The organism is Spirillospora sp. NPDC047279 (assembly GCF_040643285.1).
Classification (GTDB): domain Bacteria; phylum Actinomycetota; class Actinomycetes; order Streptosporangiales; family Streptosporangiaceae; genus Spirillospora.
Window position 1 is genome coordinate 378,304 of the sequence record NZ_JBEYUA010000008.1, and the last position, 16,752, is coordinate 395,055.

The 16,752-nt window shown below is 73.1% G+C and carries 19 protein-coding genes; 10 read left to right on the forward strand and 9 right to left on the reverse strand.

What is annotated here, in order from left to right; all coding sequences use genetic code 11:
• Window positions 1–7: 7 nt before the first annotated feature.
• Window positions 8–1,168 (reverse strand): hypothetical protein, encoded by a 1,161-nt coding sequence (locus ABZ810_RS22895; RefSeq protein WP_358406163.1) that lies wholly within the window; start codon window positions 1,166–1,168, stop codon window positions 8–10.
• 97 nt (window positions 1,169–1,265) lie between these two features.
• Between ABZ810_RS22895 and rraA the strand changes: the two genes are divergently transcribed.
• Window positions 1,266–1,745: a ribonuclease E activity regulator RraA gene (rraA, locus tag ABZ810_RS22900; RefSeq protein WP_358406165.1), complete on the forward strand. Its 480-nt coding sequence runs from the start codon at window positions 1,266–1,268 to the stop codon at window positions 1,743–1,745.
• Between the two features lie 6 nt (window positions 1,746–1,751).
• On the opposite strand, the gene ABZ810_RS22905 is transcribed toward rraA, so the two are convergent.
• Window positions 1,752–3,500: a serine/threonine-protein kinase gene (locus tag ABZ810_RS22905; RefSeq protein WP_358406167.1), complete on the reverse strand. Its 1,749-nt coding sequence runs from the start codon at window positions 3,498–3,500 to the stop codon at window positions 1,752–1,754.
• 199 nt (window positions 3,501–3,699) lie between these two features.
• Here ABZ810_RS22905 and ABZ810_RS22910 point away from each other — a divergent pair, with 199 nt between their 5' ends.
• On the forward strand, window positions 3,700–5,781 hold the full coding sequence (locus ABZ810_RS22910) for a M6 family metalloprotease domain-containing protein (RefSeq protein WP_358406170.1): 2,082 nt from the start codon (window positions 3,700–3,702) through the stop codon (window positions 5,779–5,781).
• A 50-nt stretch (window positions 5,782–5,831) separates the two neighbouring features.
• Here ABZ810_RS22910 and ABZ810_RS22915 read toward each other — a convergent pair whose 3' ends face one another.
• Window positions 5,832–7,034: a Cmx/CmrA family chloramphenicol efflux MFS transporter gene (locus tag ABZ810_RS22915; RefSeq protein ID WP_358406171.1), complete on the reverse strand. Its 1,203-nt coding sequence runs from the start codon at window positions 7,032–7,034 to the stop codon at window positions 5,832–5,834.
• A gap of 75 nt (window positions 7,035–7,109) precedes the next feature.
• Window positions 7,110–7,682, reverse strand: coding sequence for a TetR/AcrR family transcriptional regulator (locus tag ABZ810_RS22920; protein ID WP_358406173.1), 573 nt, complete (start codon window positions 7,680–7,682; stop codon window positions 7,110–7,112).
• 134 nt (window positions 7,683–7,816) lie between these two features.
• Here ABZ810_RS22920 and ABZ810_RS22925 point away from each other — a divergent pair, with 134 nt between their 5' ends.
• The 5 genes from ABZ810_RS22925 to ABZ810_RS22945 all read left to right on the forward strand — a co-directional run bounded on the left by ABZ810_RS22925 (window position 7,817) and on the right by ABZ810_RS22945 (window position 9,873).
• Complete coding sequence (locus tag ABZ810_RS22925) at window positions 7,817–7,975, forward strand: hypothetical protein (protein ID WP_358406176.1); 159 nt, start codon at window positions 7,817–7,819, stop codon at window positions 7,973–7,975.
• A gap of 123 nt (window positions 7,976–8,098) precedes the next feature.
• Window positions 8,099–8,440, forward strand: coding sequence for an MmcQ/YjbR family DNA-binding protein (locus tag ABZ810_RS22930; protein WP_358406179.1), 342 nt, complete (start codon window positions 8,099–8,101; stop codon window positions 8,438–8,440).
• 271 nt (window positions 8,441–8,711) lie between these two features.
• Entirely contained in the window at window positions 8,712–8,969 is a 258-nt protein-coding gene (locus ABZ810_RS22935) for a hypothetical protein (protein ID WP_358406181.1), read from the forward strand.
• Window positions 8,970–8,993: 24 nt separating this feature from the next.
• Window positions 8,994–9,137, forward strand: a complete 144-nt coding sequence (locus tag ABZ810_RS22940) for a hypothetical protein (RefSeq protein WP_358406184.1) — start codon at window positions 8,994–8,996, stop codon at window positions 9,135–9,137.
• A 142-nt stretch (window positions 9,138–9,279) separates the two neighbouring features.
• Window positions 9,280–9,873, forward strand: coding sequence for a DUF4190 domain-containing protein (locus ABZ810_RS22945; protein WP_358406186.1), 594 nt, complete (start codon window positions 9,280–9,282; stop codon window positions 9,871–9,873).
• A gap of 1 nt (window position 9,874) precedes the next feature.
• On the opposite strand, the gene ABZ810_RS22950 is transcribed toward ABZ810_RS22945, so the two are convergent.
• Complete coding sequence (locus ABZ810_RS22950; RefSeq protein ID WP_358406189.1) at window positions 9,875–10,303, reverse strand: hypothetical protein; 429 nt, start codon at window positions 10,301–10,303, stop codon at window positions 9,875–9,877.
• Between the two features lie 84 nt (window positions 10,304–10,387).
• On the opposite strand from ABZ810_RS22950, the gene ABZ810_RS22955 reads away from it, so the two are divergent.
• The gene (locus ABZ810_RS22955; RefSeq protein WP_358406282.1) at window positions 10,388–11,683 is read left to right on the forward strand and encodes a HAMP domain-containing sensor histidine kinase; all 1,296 of its coding nucleotides are present in this window, start codon (window positions 10,388–10,390) and stop codon (window positions 11,681–11,683) included.
• On the opposite strand, the gene ABZ810_RS22960 is transcribed toward ABZ810_RS22955, so the two are convergent.
• From ABZ810_RS22960 to ABZ810_RS22975, 4 genes are all read right to left on the reverse strand, one after another.
• Window positions 11,680–12,297, reverse strand: coding sequence for an SDR family oxidoreductase (locus ABZ810_RS22960; protein WP_358406192.1), 618 nt, complete (start codon window positions 12,295–12,297; stop codon window positions 11,680–11,682). The genes ABZ810_RS22955 and ABZ810_RS22960 overlap by 4 nt on opposite strands.
• A gap of 81 nt (window positions 12,298–12,378) precedes the next feature.
• On the reverse strand, window positions 12,379–14,160 hold the full coding sequence (locus ABZ810_RS22965) for a serine/threonine-protein kinase (RefSeq protein WP_358406194.1): 1,782 nt from the start codon (window positions 14,158–14,160) through the stop codon (window positions 12,379–12,381).
• Entirely contained in the window at window positions 14,157–14,972 is an 816-nt protein-coding gene (locus ABZ810_RS22970; protein WP_358406196.1) for a hypothetical protein, read from the reverse strand. The genes ABZ810_RS22965 and ABZ810_RS22970 overlap by 4 nt, the downstream gene beginning before the upstream one ends.
• On the reverse strand, window positions 14,966–15,559 hold the full coding sequence (locus ABZ810_RS22975) for a hypothetical protein (RefSeq protein WP_358406198.1): 594 nt from the start codon (window positions 15,557–15,559) through the stop codon (window positions 14,966–14,968). The genes ABZ810_RS22970 and ABZ810_RS22975 overlap by 7 nt, the downstream gene beginning before the upstream one ends.
• Before the next feature lie 266 nt (window positions 15,560–15,825).
• On the opposite strand from ABZ810_RS22975, the gene ABZ810_RS22980 reads away from it, so the two are divergent.
• Together ABZ810_RS22980 and ABZ810_RS22985 are read left to right on the forward strand one after the other, a co-directional pair.
• Window positions 15,826–16,116: a hypothetical protein gene (locus tag ABZ810_RS22980; protein ID WP_358406200.1), complete on the forward strand. Its 291-nt coding sequence runs from the start codon at window positions 15,826–15,828 to the stop codon at window positions 16,114–16,116.
• Between the two features lie 161 nt (window positions 16,117–16,277).
• Window positions 16,278–16,736, forward strand: a complete 459-nt coding sequence (locus tag ABZ810_RS22985) for a hypothetical protein (RefSeq protein WP_358406202.1) — start codon at window positions 16,278–16,280, stop codon at window positions 16,734–16,736.
• Window positions 16,737–16,752 lie beyond the last annotated feature (16 nt).

Genomic DNA, 16,752 nt, shown 5'->3' on the forward strand with positions numbered 1-16,752 from the left:
ACCAGTGTCAGACCAGGAAGGCGAGCACCAGCAGCACGCCCAGCGTGGCCATGGTGAGCACCCCGCCCGCCACCAGCAACATCGCGGTCGAGTCGGGCCGCGCGACGGCGCCGGCGTACGGCACGTCCGGCGTCGTCGGGCCGGGCGCGAGGCCGTACGCGGGCGCCGGTGCCTCGGGCGGCAGGATCTGCGGCCGGGCGTCCTGCCGGGCGTCCTGCCGGGCGTCCTGCGGCCGGGCGTCCTGGGGTCGTACGTCCTGGGGGCCGGGCGCCATGGCCGGTCCCGCGGCCGCCCTCTGATCCGCCACCGGCACGCGGGCCGCCGGGGCGGGCTGGGGGAGCGGGGGCGGCTCGGCGGCCGGGGGCTCGGCCTCGTACCGCGGGATCTGGGCGGCCACCGCGGCCGGGAGCCAGCCGGGGCCGGGCGGCGCCGTCTCCAGGTCGGCCAGGACGGCGTCCAGGGACGGACGTTCGGCCGGGTCGGCCGCGAGGCACCGGGCGACCAGCCCGCGCAGCGCGCTCGGGCAGCCCGTCAGATCGGGCGGGCCGGACGGCGGCCCGGCGGCCGTGCGCCCGGTCGCGGCGAAGTGGATGAGAGCGCCGAGCGCGAACACGTCCGAGGCCGGTGAGGGGTCCTCGTCACCGGTGGCCTGGGTGAGCCCGGCCGCGACGATCCGGGGCCCGTCGGCGGCCAGCAGCACCCGGGACGGCGTGAGGCCCGGGTGCGCCGGCCCCGCCTCGTGGAGGGCGGCGAGCCCGGTGGCGACCCCGGCGGCCAGGGCCCGCACGGCATCGGCCGGCAGCGGCCCCTGCTCGGCGAGCACGCCGGCGAGCGACGGGCCGGGCACGTAGGCGGTGGCGACCCAGGGACGTTCGGGACCGGCGGCGTGGGCGTCCACCACCTCGGCCACGTACGGGCTGCGGACCCGCTGGACGGCGCCGATCTGGCGCTGCAACGCGCTCCGGAACGCCTCGTCGCCCGCCTCGTCGCCCGCCGCGCCGGGCCGGGCGGGGACGAAGGCGATCGCCAGGCGCCGCCCGCTCTGCGTCGTGGCCAGGAAGGCGCGCCCGGTGCCGCTTGAGCTGATCCGTGCCAGGACCCGGTAACCGCCGATGAGCCGCGGGTCACCGGAACCGAGCGGCTCGAAGGCGGTGGACGAGGACTGCATGCGTGACCTCCCGGGTGAAGTTCGCCCCTGGTTCTATCGAATGGTGCGGCGAACTGTCAGGTGGGGGTGGCGGTTACCACTGAGTAGGATTCGGGTCATGGACTTCGCTACCGCTGATCTGATCGACGACTTCGCGGACGAGCTGCAGAGTTGCGAGACGCAGTTCCGCCCGTACGGCGGGCACGCGGCCTTCGCCGGCCCGATCGCGACCGTGCGCTGCTTCCGTGACAACGGCCTGGTGAAACAGGTGCTCAACACCCCGGGCGAGGGCCGGGTGCTCGTCGTCGACGGCGGCGGCTCGCTCGCGTCGGCGCTGATGGGCGACATGATCGCGGCGTCCGCGGTGAAGAACGGCTGGGCCGGGGTGGTCATCAACGGCGCCGTCCGCGACGTCGCCGAACTGCGCACGCTGGAGCTCGGCGTCAAGGCGCTCGGCTCCAACCCGCGCAAGAGCGCCAAGGACGGGGCCGGCGAGGTCGACCAGCCCGTGTCGTTCGGCGGCGTGGAGTTCCGCGAGAACGACTGGCTCTACAGCGACGAGGACGGCATCGTCGTCGCCGGCCGCAAGCTGGTCTAGGGCCTCCTAGCAGACGGCCCTCCTCGGCCGGATCTTCCCGGGCATCCGTTCGGCGGTCGTCCGGCAGGCGGACGGCCCTCGGCCCGCCCCGGCCGGGGGCCGCGCCGTCCGCGTGGGCACGGCCCCGGGCAGGACGGTGACGAGCGGCAGCGAGCCCTCGGTGTAAGCGCCTACGGACTCCGGCGGCACCCGTCTGCCCCGGATCGTGACGCCGGTGACGCGCGGTGTCCCGAACGGCGAGACCAGGTAACGCCCCGGCTTCACCCGTCCGTCGCGCGGGATGGTGACCGCCGGCGCCGTGCCCGAGCCCAGCCGGATGCCGTCGCCCGACGGGATCACGCCGGGCCGCGCCGGCGGGACGGGATAGAGCGTGATGCCCCCGGACCCGACGGTGTACCGGTAGCCGCCGCGCCCGTCCCCCTCCGGGACGCGCCGCTGCGACGCCGTCAGGGTGGCCGTCAGGGTGGCGCCCGCGGCGACCCGTGCGGGCCGGGCGCTGAGCGCGTAGGCCGCGCCCGGTGCGCCCGTGGACCCCGGGGCGCGGAACCCGATCCGGAACGTCCCGGTGGCCGTCCCGCCGCCCACGTCGGGGGCCGAGGTCACGGAGGAGGCGCCCGCGGCCATGGTCGGCGGGCCCGCGGTCTCGGTGTCCGTTCCGCCCCTGCCCAGCACGACCGCCCCGGCGGTGGCCGCGCCGATCGCCGTGACGGCCGAGAACGCCACGACGACCGTTCTGGCCCCTGAGCCCGGTTTCCGCAGGCCGCCGCCGCGTGCCGCGCCCGGCCGCGCGGGCTCGCCGGTGGGGCGCCGCCCGAGCGTGCCGGCGCCGAGGTCGGCCAGGGCGCCGGCCCCGAGGCCGGTGCCTCCGGTGCTGCCGAACGAGCCGAGCATCGCCGCCGGGAACGCGGCGGCCAGCACGGCGGCGACCTCGCCGAGGGCGCGGGCGCCCCGGTCCTCCCACCCGGGCCCGTACGCCGCGACGGCGATCGTCTCCAGTTCCGTCACGAGCCCGGCCGCGTCCCAGGCGCGCCGTCCGGGCGTCTTGGCCAGGCCCCGTTCCAGCAGCGGGCGAACCGGGGCGGGCGCCTCGGCCAGCGGGACGGCCTGGGTGAGGTGCTGGTACCGCAGCCGGGACAGCGAGGTGGCCCGGAACGGCGCCGTCCCGGTCGCGCACTCGAAGAAGACGCAGGCCGCCGCGTAGATGTCGGTGGCGGGGGAGGCGGGCTCGCCGCGCCACTGCTCGGGCGCCAGGTACGAGGGCGTGCCCGAACGGTCGGACTGCCCGGTCAGCAGCGTGACGCCGAAGTCGATGAGCGTGGTGACCCCGTCCGGCCGCACGACCACGTTCGCCGGCTTGTGGTCGCGGTGCACGACGCCCAGCGCGTGCGCGGCGGAGAGCCCCAGCAGCGACCCCTTGAACACGGCCAGCGCGGACTCCGGCGGCAGCGCCCCGTGCCGGTCCAGCACGTCGCGCAGCGACGCCCCGGTCACCGCCTCCATGACGATCGCGGCGCCGCCGGCCTCCTCCACGTACCGGTGGAGGAGGGCCACATGTGGACTCGCCGCCCGCGCCAGCGCCTCCGTCTCGCGGCGGAAGGCCGCCGCGCGGCCGCCGTCGGCGAGCAGCGCGGGGGCCAGGTATTTGATGGCGACCGTCCCCCCGCCGTCGGCCCCCTTGGCCAGGACCACCCGTCCCTGCGCGCCCCTGCCCAGCTCACGCACCTCGCTGAAGCCCTCGACCCGCCATCCGTGCATGCGCGCACACCCCCTGGTCCGCCTCCTCGCAACCTAGGGCCAGGGACTAACAGATCACTATGCGCGCGGACCGCCGGTGCACGTTGCGCCGGGCTGTGGTCACCTGCCAGAGGGACCTCGGGAACGTCGGCCACAACAGCCATTGATCATGAAAGGGGTCGTCTCTACCGTCTCGGATGACATCTGAGACAGGGGAGACATGAGACTCAAAAAGGTCCTCCTCGCGCCGGCCACGGTGGTCATGCTGCTGGCCGCCGGCCTGGCGGCCGGCCCGGCCGCCGCCGACCCGAAGCCGTACATCCCCGACCCCACGCCCAACCCCTGGCAGATGCGGCACTGGCCGCAGACCCAGCCGTGGCAGGAGGGTCAGCAGGCCCGGACGTTCGCGGCGCCCGGCGCCCCCAAGCCGATCGACCCGCAGAACTACGAGCTGCCCGAGACGATGACCTGGGACGACTACAAGCCGATCCCGGGCACCAGCTGGGCCGACCCGGCCAAGGCGGGGTCGATCAAGAACTTCAAGGGCGCCGTGGTGCTGGTCGACTACCCGAACCAGCCGTTCGTGGTGACCCAGCCCAAGAACTCCACGATCTACGGCAACCCGACGGTCGTCAGCGACGTGCCGAACGACCAGGTCGCGCAGTTCTACCAGGACTTCCTCAACAAGCCGCAGGCGCTCAACAACGGGCACACCCTGCACGAGTACTGGATGGAGGACTCGGGCGGCCGGTACGGAGTCGACCTGAAGGCCTTCGGCGCGTACACCATGCAGGCCAAGGACCACGAGTACGGGATCGGCCAGTTCCAGCAGGCGAGCGACTGCCCGTCCGGAGACACCTGCTTCCGTGACATCCGCGCCGACGCGAGGGCCGCCTGGGTGGCCGACGTCGGTGAGGAGGTCGCCGGCCAGTACGAGTTCGTCTTCTTCCTCACCGCCGGGCAGGACGAGTCGGCCACCTGGCAGGAGTTCGGGATGATGAAGTTCCCGACCAAGGAGGACGTGCCGGACGAGTGGGGACCGCCCGACCCGTCCATGCCCAACTGGGCCAGCACCCGCTACGTGCCCTGGTCCTCCTGGCAGGCCGCGTCCAACCACTGGCCGAACGCCGTGATCGGCGCCCCGCCGCGAAGCTCGACGCAGGCCGAGAGCTCGGGCATGGGCGTCTACGCGCACGAGTTCAGCCACATCCTGGGGATCTTCGACAACTACAACAACCCGTACGGCAACCCGCCGCGGCGGGCGTACACGGGACCGTGGGAGATGCTGAGCCGCGGCAGCTTCAACGGACCGGGCGGCCCGCACAGCCGGTGGATGATCCCGTCCACGGGCGGCGGGTCGATGGGCGCGCAGCACACCCTGCGCAACAAGCTCAAGCTCGGCATCGTCGACACGGACAAGGTGCTCCAGCTCGACCGCGCGACGTTGCCCCAGGACGGCACGGTCGTCGCCAAGGTGACGGCGCGCGCCGCGCAGCCGGGCGACGGCTCGCTCGCCGGCATCAACCTGAAGATGGGCACGGGACCTGACGCCGACAGGAGCCCCGCGTGCGACACCGCCAAGGACGCGCTGTGCGACGGCGGCGGTTACCACAACTACACCGTCGAGGTCGTCGACCGGATGGGCTTCGACTCGTTCACCCCGGACTCGGGCGTCCTGCTGTCGAAGACCAAGAACCAGGACGACGCCCCGTTCATCTGGGTGAAGGACGCCAACCCGCAGGACATCGACAAGGTCGACTACGTGCTGCCGAACGGCCAAGAGGTCAAGATGACCATCGGCGACTACCGGCAGTTGTCGGACGCGCTGCTGCACGCGGGCACCGGCTCGGGCAGCGAGTACGAGTACGTCGACGAGGCCAACCGGCTGCACTTCTACGTGCTCGACCTGAAGCGCGACCGCAAGGGCATCCTGTCGTACACCGTCGCCGTCCGCTCGCTCGACGGCGCGGGACCGCAGCGGCGCGGCGTCCAGGTCGGCAACGGCCTCGCGCTGCCCGCGGGCTCCGGCTGGGTGAAGTGCACCGTGCCGCTGCGCAACAGCGGCAAGGGCGGCAGCGGCGTGTACGGCTCGGACGTCTACCGGCTGAGCGCGTCGGCGGCCGGCAAGGGCTGGACGACGCACCTGCCGAACGAGCTGGCCACCGCCAAGGCGGGCGGGCTCGCGGCGGTGCAGGTCTGGGCCAAGGCCGGGCCCGGTGCCGACCGCAGGGCCAAGATCACGCTGAAGGCCACGTCGGAGAGCGACCCGGCGAAGGCCGACACCGGAACCTGCCTCGGCTAGGTCCGGACCCCGATCCCGGGGACCGGCCGGACACCCGGCCGGTCCCGGGGTCACACCTCGTTGAGGGCCGGCGTGGAGTGTGAGAGCTCCGCGCCGGCCTTCGCGCCCGCGTCGCGCCGGTGCAGGGCGTACGCCCAGCCGACCGCGCCGAGCGTCACCACGCCGAGCGCCGCCCCGATCCAGGCGACGGACGGGTAGCCGAGACCGCCGTCGATCGCCAGGCCGCCGATCCACGGGCCGGCGGTGATGCCGACGTTGAACGCGGCGAAGTTGGTCGCGGCGGCGAGCGTCGGTGCGCCCTCGGCGAGCGTGAACACCCGGGTGTTGAGCGCCGGGTTGGTAGCGAACCCGAACGCGCCCAGCAGGAAGACCAGCACGATCACCGCGACCGGCGTCCCGGCGGTCAGGGCGAGCGCGGCGGAGGCCACGACGGCGCCCGTGACGCCGGTGATGAGGGTACGGAAGGGGTGCGCGTCCGACGTCCGGCCCGCGATGGTGATGCCGATGAGCGTGCCCACCCCGTACACCGCGAGCACCGCGGGGACCCAGCGTTCGGCGATGCCGGTCGTCTCCGCGAGCAGCGCGCCGAGGTAGCCGAACGTGACGAGCAGCGCGCCGGTGGACAGCGCGGTGGTGCCGTACGCGAGCCAGAGCCGGGGCGCGGCCATGGCCCGCAGCTCGTCGCGCAGCCGCGGCGCCCGCTCGGGCCGCCCGCCGGGGATCGTCGCGGCCACGCCCGCCATCGCGATCGCCGACAACACCGACACCGCCCAGAACGCGGCGCGCCAGCCCAGGTGCTGGCCGATGACCGTGCCGAGCGGCAGGCCGACGACCATGGCCACGGTGATCCCGCCCGCGATGACGCTCATCGCCCTGCCGCGCGCGTTCGCCGGGACGAGCCCGACGGCCGTCGCCGCCGCGACCGCCCAGAAGCCCGCGTAGACGAACGCGCTCACCACCCGCGTGGCGAACAGCACCCAGTAGCCGGGTGCCAGCGCGCCGGCGACGTGCGCGGCGATGAAGGCCGCGAGGAAGACCAGCAGCGCGGTGCGGGGCGGCCAGCGCAGCGTGACCACCGCCAGGACGGGGGCGCCCGCCAGCATGCCGAGCGCGAACGCCGAGATCAGCAGCCCCGCCTGCGGCACCGAGACGCCGAGGTCGGCGGCCATGTCGGTGAGGAGGCCGGCGAGCATGAGCTCGGACGTGCCCTGGGCGAAGATCGCCAGGCCCAGGACGAAGACGGCCAGCGGCATCGGTTCTCTCCTTGTTTTGGATTGATCGGTTCAAAATGAGGGCGTGAAGAAGGGCGGCCGGAGCCGCCCTTCGGGTCAGAAGGCGCCGAGCGCCGTGGTGGCGATCGCGTCCAGGGTCGTCCGGTCGGCGCCGCCGCGTGCCGCGACCCGCATGCCGCTGATGGTCGCGGTCACGAAGAGCGCGAGCGTCCTGGGGTCCTTGCCGGCGTCGATCTCGCCGGCGTGCTGGCCCTGCCGGATCACCGCCATGAGCGCGTCCAGGCGCCGTTCCAGGTTGCGGTCGAGCAGGGCCGCGATCTCGGGGTCGCGCGGCGCCAGCTCGATCATCGAGTTGACCACCAGGCAGCCGGCCGGATCGTCGCCGGGCGGCTCGACCGCCTGCCGGATCAGCGCCCCGATCCTCTCCTTGGCCGGCTCCCCGGCCGCCAGCAGGTCGAAGATCGCGTCGTCCTTGTCGTCCATGTAGCGCCGCAACGCCCGCTCGAACAGGTCGTGCTTGCTCGCGAACGTGTTGTAGATGCTGCTGCGCCCGAGCCCGGTCGCCTCGCACAGGTCCTGTGTCGACGTGCCCTCGTAGCCGGTGGCCCAGAACGCGCGCATCGCCGCGTCCACCGCCCGCTCCTCGTCGAACTGCCTCGGTCGTGCCATGGAAGCGACCCTAGCAGGTTTTGAATCGATCGGTTCAAAACTGGCGTACCGGGTCCGGATCCGGCGTTCGCCGTCTCATTCGTGGCGCTCCGTCGAACGCTGCCCCGATCTGAAGATCAACAGAGGGTTCCCCCATGGACGATCGTCAGGACGACCTCGCGGCCCTCAACGCCGAACCCGCCGGCATCGACCGGCGCCTGGGCGGGATCGAGGACGAGCGGACGCATCTCCACGACCGGCGCGGGGCGCTGCGGACTGGAATCCGGGCTCCCGGGAGTCGACCTCGACGATGACCGGCCCGTCGCCGGCCTCCCACCGCACGAGCTGATCCACGCGCCCCCGTTCCCCGTCGCCCTTTTGCCCGGCAATCCAACAAGATCGCCATTTGTGTGCCGGGGAGATGGTGATAATGGGGGATGGTCACGGTCGAGGACGTGCGGCGGCTGACGCTGACGTTGCCGCGGACGACGGAGCACCTCATCAGGGACTGCGTGAAGTTCCGCGTCGGCCAGATCGTCTACGTCGCCTTCTCGCCGGACGAGACCGTGATGGGGTTCGCGTTCCCCAAGGAGGAGCGGGCCGCGCTGATCGAGTCGGCGCCGGCGAAGTTCCACCTGCCGCGCCTGTCGGACCAGCGGTTCAACTGGGTGAACGTGTGGACGGCGGAGCTCGGCGAGGACGAGATGCGCGAGCTGGTCATGGAGGCGTGGCGCATGGTCGTCCCCAAGAAGGTCGCCGCCGCCCGCCTCGGCCTCTAGGGCGGCGGCAGGGCGGCGGCAGGGCACCGGGCAGGGCGCTCGTCGGGACACCGAAAAATCTTGAGATCGGGGCGCCTCGGGCGATGAGTTCCGCGGAGGCGCGCGGTCTACCCCTTTGAGAGCAGGACACCGGGCCGGAAGGGCCGGAGGAGGTCTCCCACCAGGCCGGAACCACTGGGATTCTCCCGAGATCCGACGGCTCAGGCTATGGAACAAAGTATTCCGTTCTGATAAAATCAGGGTAGAGCCGAACAAGGGAAAGAGGCCCGCGATGTCGACCACGATGAGCGTCTCCGAACTGGCCCAGATCCTCTTCACCTCGCCGCTTCAGGCGTCCGCCGCCCCGACCGCCGAGCAGGTCCGCATGGCCGTCGCGGCGCGCCTCGCCGAGTGCGGCGACGACTGCGGCACCTGCCTCGCCCGCGTCGCGCAGGAGGCCGGCGACCACCCCGAGGCCTACGCCGCCCGCATGCGCTGGGCGCTCGACGCCGTGCACGCCGCCTTCTACGACCTCGCGGTCGCCGCGTGACCACGCAGGCAGAGGAGGGGAACCATGCGCTCGCACCACGCCGAGGAGATCGTCCCTCGTTCGCTCAAGCAGCTGCTCGCCCAGGGCGATCCGGAGGTCCCGGAACGCCGGCGACGGCCCCGCAAGGCCATGACCCTCCGCCGCGCCGAAAGTCCCCGCGTCCGGTAGAGGACCGTCCCACTCGCCCCGTCCCGCCCCGCTGGTCACCAGAGGCCGCACCCGTCCGGTGCGGCCTCTTTTCGTGCCCGCCCCGGTGGGGTAGTTGTTGATCAACCCCCCCGGGAGTGTGCGACGACCAAGGGGAGTGACCGTGTCCGTACCGTACGACCCGTACCGCATGCCGCCGCGGCAGCCGCAGGCCCCGCGGCCGGCCGGCACCAACGGCCTGGCGATCGCCTCGCTGGTGCTCGGCATCCTCTGGCTCTGCTGGATCGGCAGCATCGTCGCCATCGTCACCGGCTTCATCGCGCTCGGCCAGATCAGGCGCACCGGCCAGTCCGGGCGCGGCCTCGCCATCGCCGGCATCGTGCTCGGCGTGCTCGGCGTCCTCACCGGCATCGTCACCGGCATCGTCATCGCCCTCGCGGGCAACGAGCTCCAGAAGACCGAGTCCGCGAGCATCGTGCTCCAGGGCACCGGCACGGGCGGCGCGGAGCAGGCCAGCGTCGCCTACACCACCGGCTCGGTCGACAAGATCGACGCCGCCGTGGTGCCGCTGCCCTGGGAGCATCGCGTCACCCGGGAGCTGAGCGGCCTGGACGTGGTGACGGTGAACGTGACCAACGTCGGCGCCGCCGGCACCGTCACCTGCCGCATCACCGTCGACGGCACGGTCGTCGCGACCGAGTCCGCGAGCGGCGGCCAGGCCGCCGCGACCTGCACCTACAACCGGATCGCCAACTGAGTCAGCCGGTGAGCCGGGCCGTGCCGTCGGCGCACCGGACCGCCGTCCGCGCGCCGGTGCCGTCATCGCGCTCGAAGACCACCTCGACCTCGGCCGCCGGCCCGCTGACCACGCGCTGCGCGTGGAACCCGATGCTCGGGCTCCACCCCGTCATCGCCACCCGGTCCCGGCCGACGCAGCGCACCAGCACGCGGCCGCCCGGACTGCTGAACACCCGCAGCGGACCGGCGTCCGGCACCGAGTACGACGGGTCCGGGGTGATCGCCGGCCGGGTGGCGAGGTTCCGTTCCACCTCGCGGCCGGACATGGGCTGCACCACGCTGCCCTCCAGAACCCACGCCGTGATCCGCACGGCGGCCAGCCCGGCCCCCAGGGTGAGAGCGCTGATCACCAGCCAGAGGCCCGCCAGGGCGGCTGTCCGCGACGTCACCCGAGCCAGCGTGACAGCCGCCGGGTCGGCCACGGGTCAAGACGGGGCGATGAAAGCGCAGGCGGGGCTAGGGTGCGCGCCGTGATGCTCACGACCATCCGGCGTCAGCTGATGTTCCACGTCGTCGCCACGACCCTGCTGATCCTCGTCGCGTTCTTCCTGCCGCTCGCCGCGACGGTGCGGTCCATCTCCGCCGACGACAAGGTCGCCCAGGCCGCCGTCGAGGCGGAGTCGCTGGTGCCGATCCTCATGCGCGAGGAACCCGAGGCGCTCGCCCTCTCCGTCGAGAGCCTCGCGGCCGGCGGCACCGACGAGTTCTCGATCTTCATGCCGGACGGCCGGGTCCTCGGCGACCAGGCCACCGCCTCCGCCGCCCTGCGGCTCGCCCAGCGCGGCTACAGCCTCGTCGCCGAGACGCCCGGTGGCCGCGAGGTGCTCCTCTCGGTCATCGGACGCGAGGAGGGGCCCATCGTCGTGCGCGCGTTCGTGAGCGACGCCGTCATGTACGAGGGCGTCCTCGAGGCCGTCGCCACCCTCGCGCTGCTCGGCCTCTTCCTGCTGCTGATCGGCGTCCTGGTCACCTACCTCATCTCCACCCGCTTCACCCGGCCGCTGCGCGAGCTCGCCGAGGTCTCCCGCCGCCTGGGCCGCGGCGACCTCACCGCCCGCGCCCACGGCGGCGGCTCCGTCGAGCTCGTCGACGTCGCCGCGGCGCTCAACTACCTCGCCCGCCGTATCTCCGAACTGGTCAAGGGCGAACGCGAACGCGTCGCCGACCTCTCGCACCGGCTGCGCACCCCGCTCACCGCGCTCCGCCTCGAGACCGAGCTCCTCGACGACGCCACCGAACGCGACAAGCTCAACCGCGCCGTCGACCAGGTCGAGACCACCGTCACCGACGCCATCAGGACCGTCCGGGGCGCCGACGACGGCCCGGCCAGCTGCGACGCCACCGCCGTCATCGGCGAACGCCTGGAGTTCTGGTCGTCCCTCGCCGCCGAGCAGCACCGCCGGATCACCACCCGCCTGCCCACCGGCCCGCTGCAGGTCGCCGCCGCCCGCGCCGAACTGGCCGACGCGTTCGACGTGCTCGTCTCCAACATCTTCCGCCACACCGCGCGCGGCACCGCCTTCGCCGTCGCGCTCACCCCGCGCCCGGACGGCGGCGCGATCCTGGAGATCACCGACGAGGGCCCCGGCTTCGCCGACACCGCCGTCCGGCGCGGCCGCAGCGGCGGCGGCTCGTCCGGCCTCGGCCTCGACATCGTCCGCCGCGTCGCCGAGCACTCCGGCGGCGACCTCACCCTCGGCGCGGCCCCCGGCGGCGGCGCGCTCGTCCGCGCCGAGCTCGGCCCGCCCGTTCCGGGACGTCCCGCCTAGTAGGAGACGTAGGGCGCCTGCCTGACGTACGCGTCGTCCTGCAACTGCTTCAGCAGGAAGTCCGCCGCGTCCGCCCGCGAGATCTTGCCCCTCAGGATGGTCGTCACCCCGACGCCGTGCTTGTAGGCGCCGGTCCGTTCGCCCCGGCCCAGCGCCCCGGCCCGCACCAGCGTCCAGTCCAGGTCGCTCTGCCGCACGTGCTCCTCCTGCCGCTCGGTGTCGGCGAACACCCCGCGCAGCAGCAGCGGCACCAGCACGTACTTGTACCTGAACGTCAGCATCTCCCGGCTCTCGCCCATCCCGATCGTCGACATCACGACCAGCCGCCGCGCCCCGGCCTTCTCCATCGCCCGGACGAGGTTGAGCGTCCCCTCCGACCGCACCGTCCCCGTCCTGGTCAGCGGCGCCCCGAGCGCGCAGATGACCGCCTCCTGCCCGGCCACCGCCCGTTCCACCGTCTCGTAGTCCAGCGCGTCCCCGCGCGCGGCGTTCACCCCGTCCGGCACCTTCCGGGGATCCCGCGCGAACGCCGTCACCTCATGCCCCCGCGCGACCCCCTGCTCGACGACATGCCGCCCCGTCCCGCCCGTCGCCCCGACCACCAGAACCTTCACGACGCAACCTCCACCGGGAGACGGCCTTCCACGAGCGACGCTCCTCCCGCCCGCCCCCACCGTCAACCCGCCCCGAACCCCTCAGTCCCAGAAGACCTCCACCACCGGCAGGCTCCCCTCGGCCCGCGGCCCCACGGATTCGAGGGTGGTGCCGGCGTCCCTGCCCTTGATCTTCGTGAAGCCCAGCGGGTAGAGGAGGGCGACGCGGTAGCGGCCGGGCGGGATCTCGTCGGTGTCCGGCAGGGTGATGGTGGTGACGGAGGTGTGCGTGCTCTGGAACGCGCAGTCCTGCCAGCTGTACGGCTCGGAGTTCGCGGTCTGCCGTGACCGGCCGGTCACGAAGACGCCGCGCTCCGAGGGGAGCTTGCCGCCCGCCGCCTTGGACGTGCGGAAGAACCAGACGGGGTACTGGTTCTTCCCGAGCCCCTCGGTGCCCTGGCCGCCCAGCGAGTAGCCGTAACTCCTGATCGCGTCAGCGCGCTTGGTCTTGTCGCCGAAGCACTCGCGTTTCCCGCCGGGGAGGTACCTGGCCCCCACGACGAAGCGCGAGTAGAACCGCTGGGTCACGGAGACCCTGGTACCCGGCTTGATCTTGGCCGGTGTCACCTTGTAGTCGAGCGTGACGTACGGGGTCTCCGCGGCGGGCATGTTCGGCTGACCCACCAGGAGGCCGGGCCGGGTGAAGTAGGCGCGCAGATTGCCCTGGGCCTCCCCGCCGACGGTCGGGCCCGAGGGCCAGAGGAGCACGGCGACGGCGACCGCGCCCGCGACCGCGGTGGTGCCTCCGGCGACTCCCTTGGCGCCGCCGATCTTGCCGATGACGCCCTGGCCTCCGGCGCTGTGCCCGACGCCACCGGTCGTCGTCGTGACGGCGCCGGAGCCGGCGGCGCCCGCGCCGCTCGTTCCTCCCAGCGTGCCCGCGGTGCCCGCGGTGCTCGCCACGGAACCGGCCGTCGCGGCCGTGCCCGTGGTGGACGCGCCGCCGCCGAGCAGGCTGAGCGGGAAGGCGGCGGCGAACAGCGCGACGGACCCGCCGAGCGTGGCGAGACCCCGGCGTTCCCAGTCCGCGCCGTACGCGGCCGCCGCCGAAGTCTCCAGCAGGCCGACGAACTCGGTGATGCCGCCGAAGCGCAGGCCCGGGTCCTTGGCCGTGCCACGGAGAACGAGCGGCCGCAGCGCCTCGGGGATCCCGTCCAGCGGGACGGCGCTGCCGAGGTGCTCCCTCATCAGCCCGTCCGTGGTCGTCGCGCTGAACGGCTTGCGGCCCGTGACGCACTCGAAGAAGACGACCGTCGCCGCGTAGACGTCGGTCGAGGGCGACGCGGGCCCGCCCTGCCACTGCTCGGGCGCCATGTACGCGGGCGTGCCCATGACGGTGCTCTCGCCCGCCAGCACCGCGACCCCGAAGTCGATCAGCTTGCTCGTGCCGTCGTCCTGCACCATGACGTTCGCGGGCTTGTAGTCGCGATGCACGACCCCGACCGCGTGCGCGGCCGCCATGCCGAGCAGCGACCCCTTGAGGATCGTGAGCGAAGCCTCGGGGCGCAGGGAGCGCCGCTCGTCCAGGAGGAGGCGGAGCGACTGGCCGTGCACCGCCTCCATGACGATCGCGGCGCCTTCGGTGGTCTCGACGTAGCCGCGCATCTGCGCCACGTGCGGATCGCGCACGCGGGTGAGCATCCGCGCCTCGGCCCTGAACGTGGCGCGAGCGCCGGTGTTGCCCAGCAGGTCGCGGGACAGGTACTTGACCGCCACGACTTCGCCGGAGGCGTCGTCCCTCGCCAGCACGACACGGCCCTGCGCGCCCGAGCCGAGCTCGCGCAACTCGGTGAGGAACGGGATCCGCCAGGCGGGGGCGTTCACTGCCCCGAGTTGGTCTGGATCTCACCCACGGCCAGCGGCTCGGCGGCCGAGGGCACGACGATGTCGTCCACGGTGCCCGCCGGGGCGTCGCAGGCGGCGCCGGTGCAGGTCCACGCGACTCCCCAGGTGATCGTCGCGGTCACCTGGTATTTGCCGCCCCGCTGACCGGCCGACGACCGGTTGTAGGTGTAGCTGCACGAGTCGTTGTTCGGGCTGCCCGCGCCCTCACAGGTGATCTCGGTCTCGCCGAGCTGCCAGCGCACGTTCTTGGGCGTCGCGGTGATCTGCACGGTCTGCGTGCCCACCGTCGCGGGATCTGTCGAGACGGTGGTGAAGCCGCCGACCCAGAGACGGGTCTTGACCTGGACGTAGGTCTTGCCTTCCGGAGCGGTGTTGACCGAGGGGACGGGAAGCGCCCGTTCCTCCAGCACGCTCTGCACGATGGCGGCCGTGGGAGCCTCCGCCACGGGCTGTGCGTCCGGAACGAGACAGTCGGCGAACTGGCCGCCTCCGCAGCCCGGCACGTCCTCGTCGCCACCGCCGCCGCCACCCGATCCGCCCGTGTTGCCCGAACCACCGCTCCCGGGGGTCACGGTCTTGGGATTGCAGAAGATCGCCGGTACGTCGCGCCCGTCGCAGCCCGGGTTGCCGGCGAGGGCGGGGGCGGCGGTGACGGCGCTGAGGAGCGAGGCCGCCATCGTGGCCGTGCCCGTGACCGCTGCGATCCGTGTCGTACGTCGGGAGGTGGGGCGGGACGCGGCCAGGGGCATCGCGGGTCCTTCCGGCTTGATGCGGCGTGCGGGGATCAGCATGCGCGCTCCCGTTCGGTGTCGGAGACCTTCCAGACCCCGGCTTCGAAACGCACGGCGCTGCGGTGGGCGTAGGTCGAGGCGGGTTCGCGGCCGAGGCGCCGGCCCGTGGCGACCGAGAACCGGGACGCGGAGAGCGTCCGCAGGCAGTCGATGACGTAGACGGTGAGACCGTCCTGGGACCGTCCGTAGACCTTGGGGTTGGGCAGGAGGGTGAAACGCCAGACCTCGCCTCGCGCCTTGGTGCTTTCCACCTCCTTGGAAACGGTCGACAGCAGCGGATCGGAGGCCACGTCCGCGAGTCGGGACGGGTCGTTGGACGCGAACGCCTGCTTGTAGACGCGCAGGTATTCGCGGTAGCGCTTCAGGACCAGCTGGTCGACCTGCTGGGGCGTCATGGCGGGCGCGGAGGCGGTCGGCGCTTGAGCCGGCGCCGTCGCCTGGCCTCCGGAGCCGCGGGGTTTGAGGGCGCCGCTGTCGGGGTCGGGGCCGCAGGCCGCGGTCGTCAGGACCAGGGCGGCGAGAGCGGGGGCTGTGAACGCGCGGCGGGATCCGAGGGGGAGGGAGGTTCGTACCAACCGGGCGCGCATCGTTACACCTGATCAACCGGCCGACATGGGGGCGAGTACGCCCGGAAGCTTACAGAGGTCAAAGTGGAGAGAAAAGAGATTCGTTGCGGAAAGGTTCGGGTTCGCGGACGGCGGGTGGGCGCAGGCCGGCGACGACCCGCTGATGCAGCAGGTGATGGGCGAGCGCATGGAGGAGACGTGGGCGCGTGGTGATTGCCACCTATACGTCAAAACCGTAGTGAACGGGATGGTCGCGTGATCTGATGTTGGGCGTGTCCTCTGCTCCGGTGACAGATGCCCAGCGTGCGGCCCTGGCCGACGAACTGGAGATGCGCGGGTCGCCCCTGTGCGACTGCGCCGGGCTGGGGCCGCCGCCGGTCAGCCCCGTCACGGGCGGGGCGATGGCCCATCACTGCGCGTGCGCGGCCGTGCGGGCCTCGGCGCTGGTGCGGCGTGCCGCCACGCGGACGCGCCATTCGGTCGAGTGCGGCTGCGGCATCGCCGACGACATCGCGGGCCGTTTCTGGGACGAGGCGGGCCTGGCAGACCGGCCGTCGGGACGGGTCGGCGGCTCCTAGGCGGCCGCTCTACCCGTGTGGCCCTCACCCGAGAGGGCGCGGCACGGCGCGGCGTGGGCGGGGTGGCCGTCGAGGTCGGCGACGCGTTCAGAACGGGTCGTGAACGATTTGGACGGCGGTTCGCGGTTCCGCGGCGGCGGGCGGTTCTAAGATCCTCGGCCATGGTCGAGGAACAGCCGGGCGCGGTGCGCGAGGAACGGCAGGGCGTGGTGCGCAAGGCCGCCCAGTGGACGGGCGTCATCGCATGGATCCTGGGCCTCTTCGCCTTCATCGGCGGGGGCGCGGGCGTGATCCCCGGCATCATCGCGTTCACCCTGCTCTTCGGGGAGCCGGCGACCGCGACCGTCACGGAATGCGCGGGCGGCGGCAAGGGGCGTTCCCTCGACTGCTCCGGTACGTGGCGCACCGGCGGCGGTGACGGGGGAGAGGGGCACATCTCCGGGGTCTCGCGGGCCGACCTCGACCGGCGGGTGGACGTCAGGCTCGGGCCGCTGGGCCCGTACGCGAAGCCCCTCCACGGCTACTGGCAGATCTACACCGTCGTCCCCGTCGCGGGCTGGCTGGCCTATCTGGGCGTACGCCGGAAGGTGCGCGGGTCGCGCGCGGGCGACACGAGTTGACCCGAAATGCCATGAT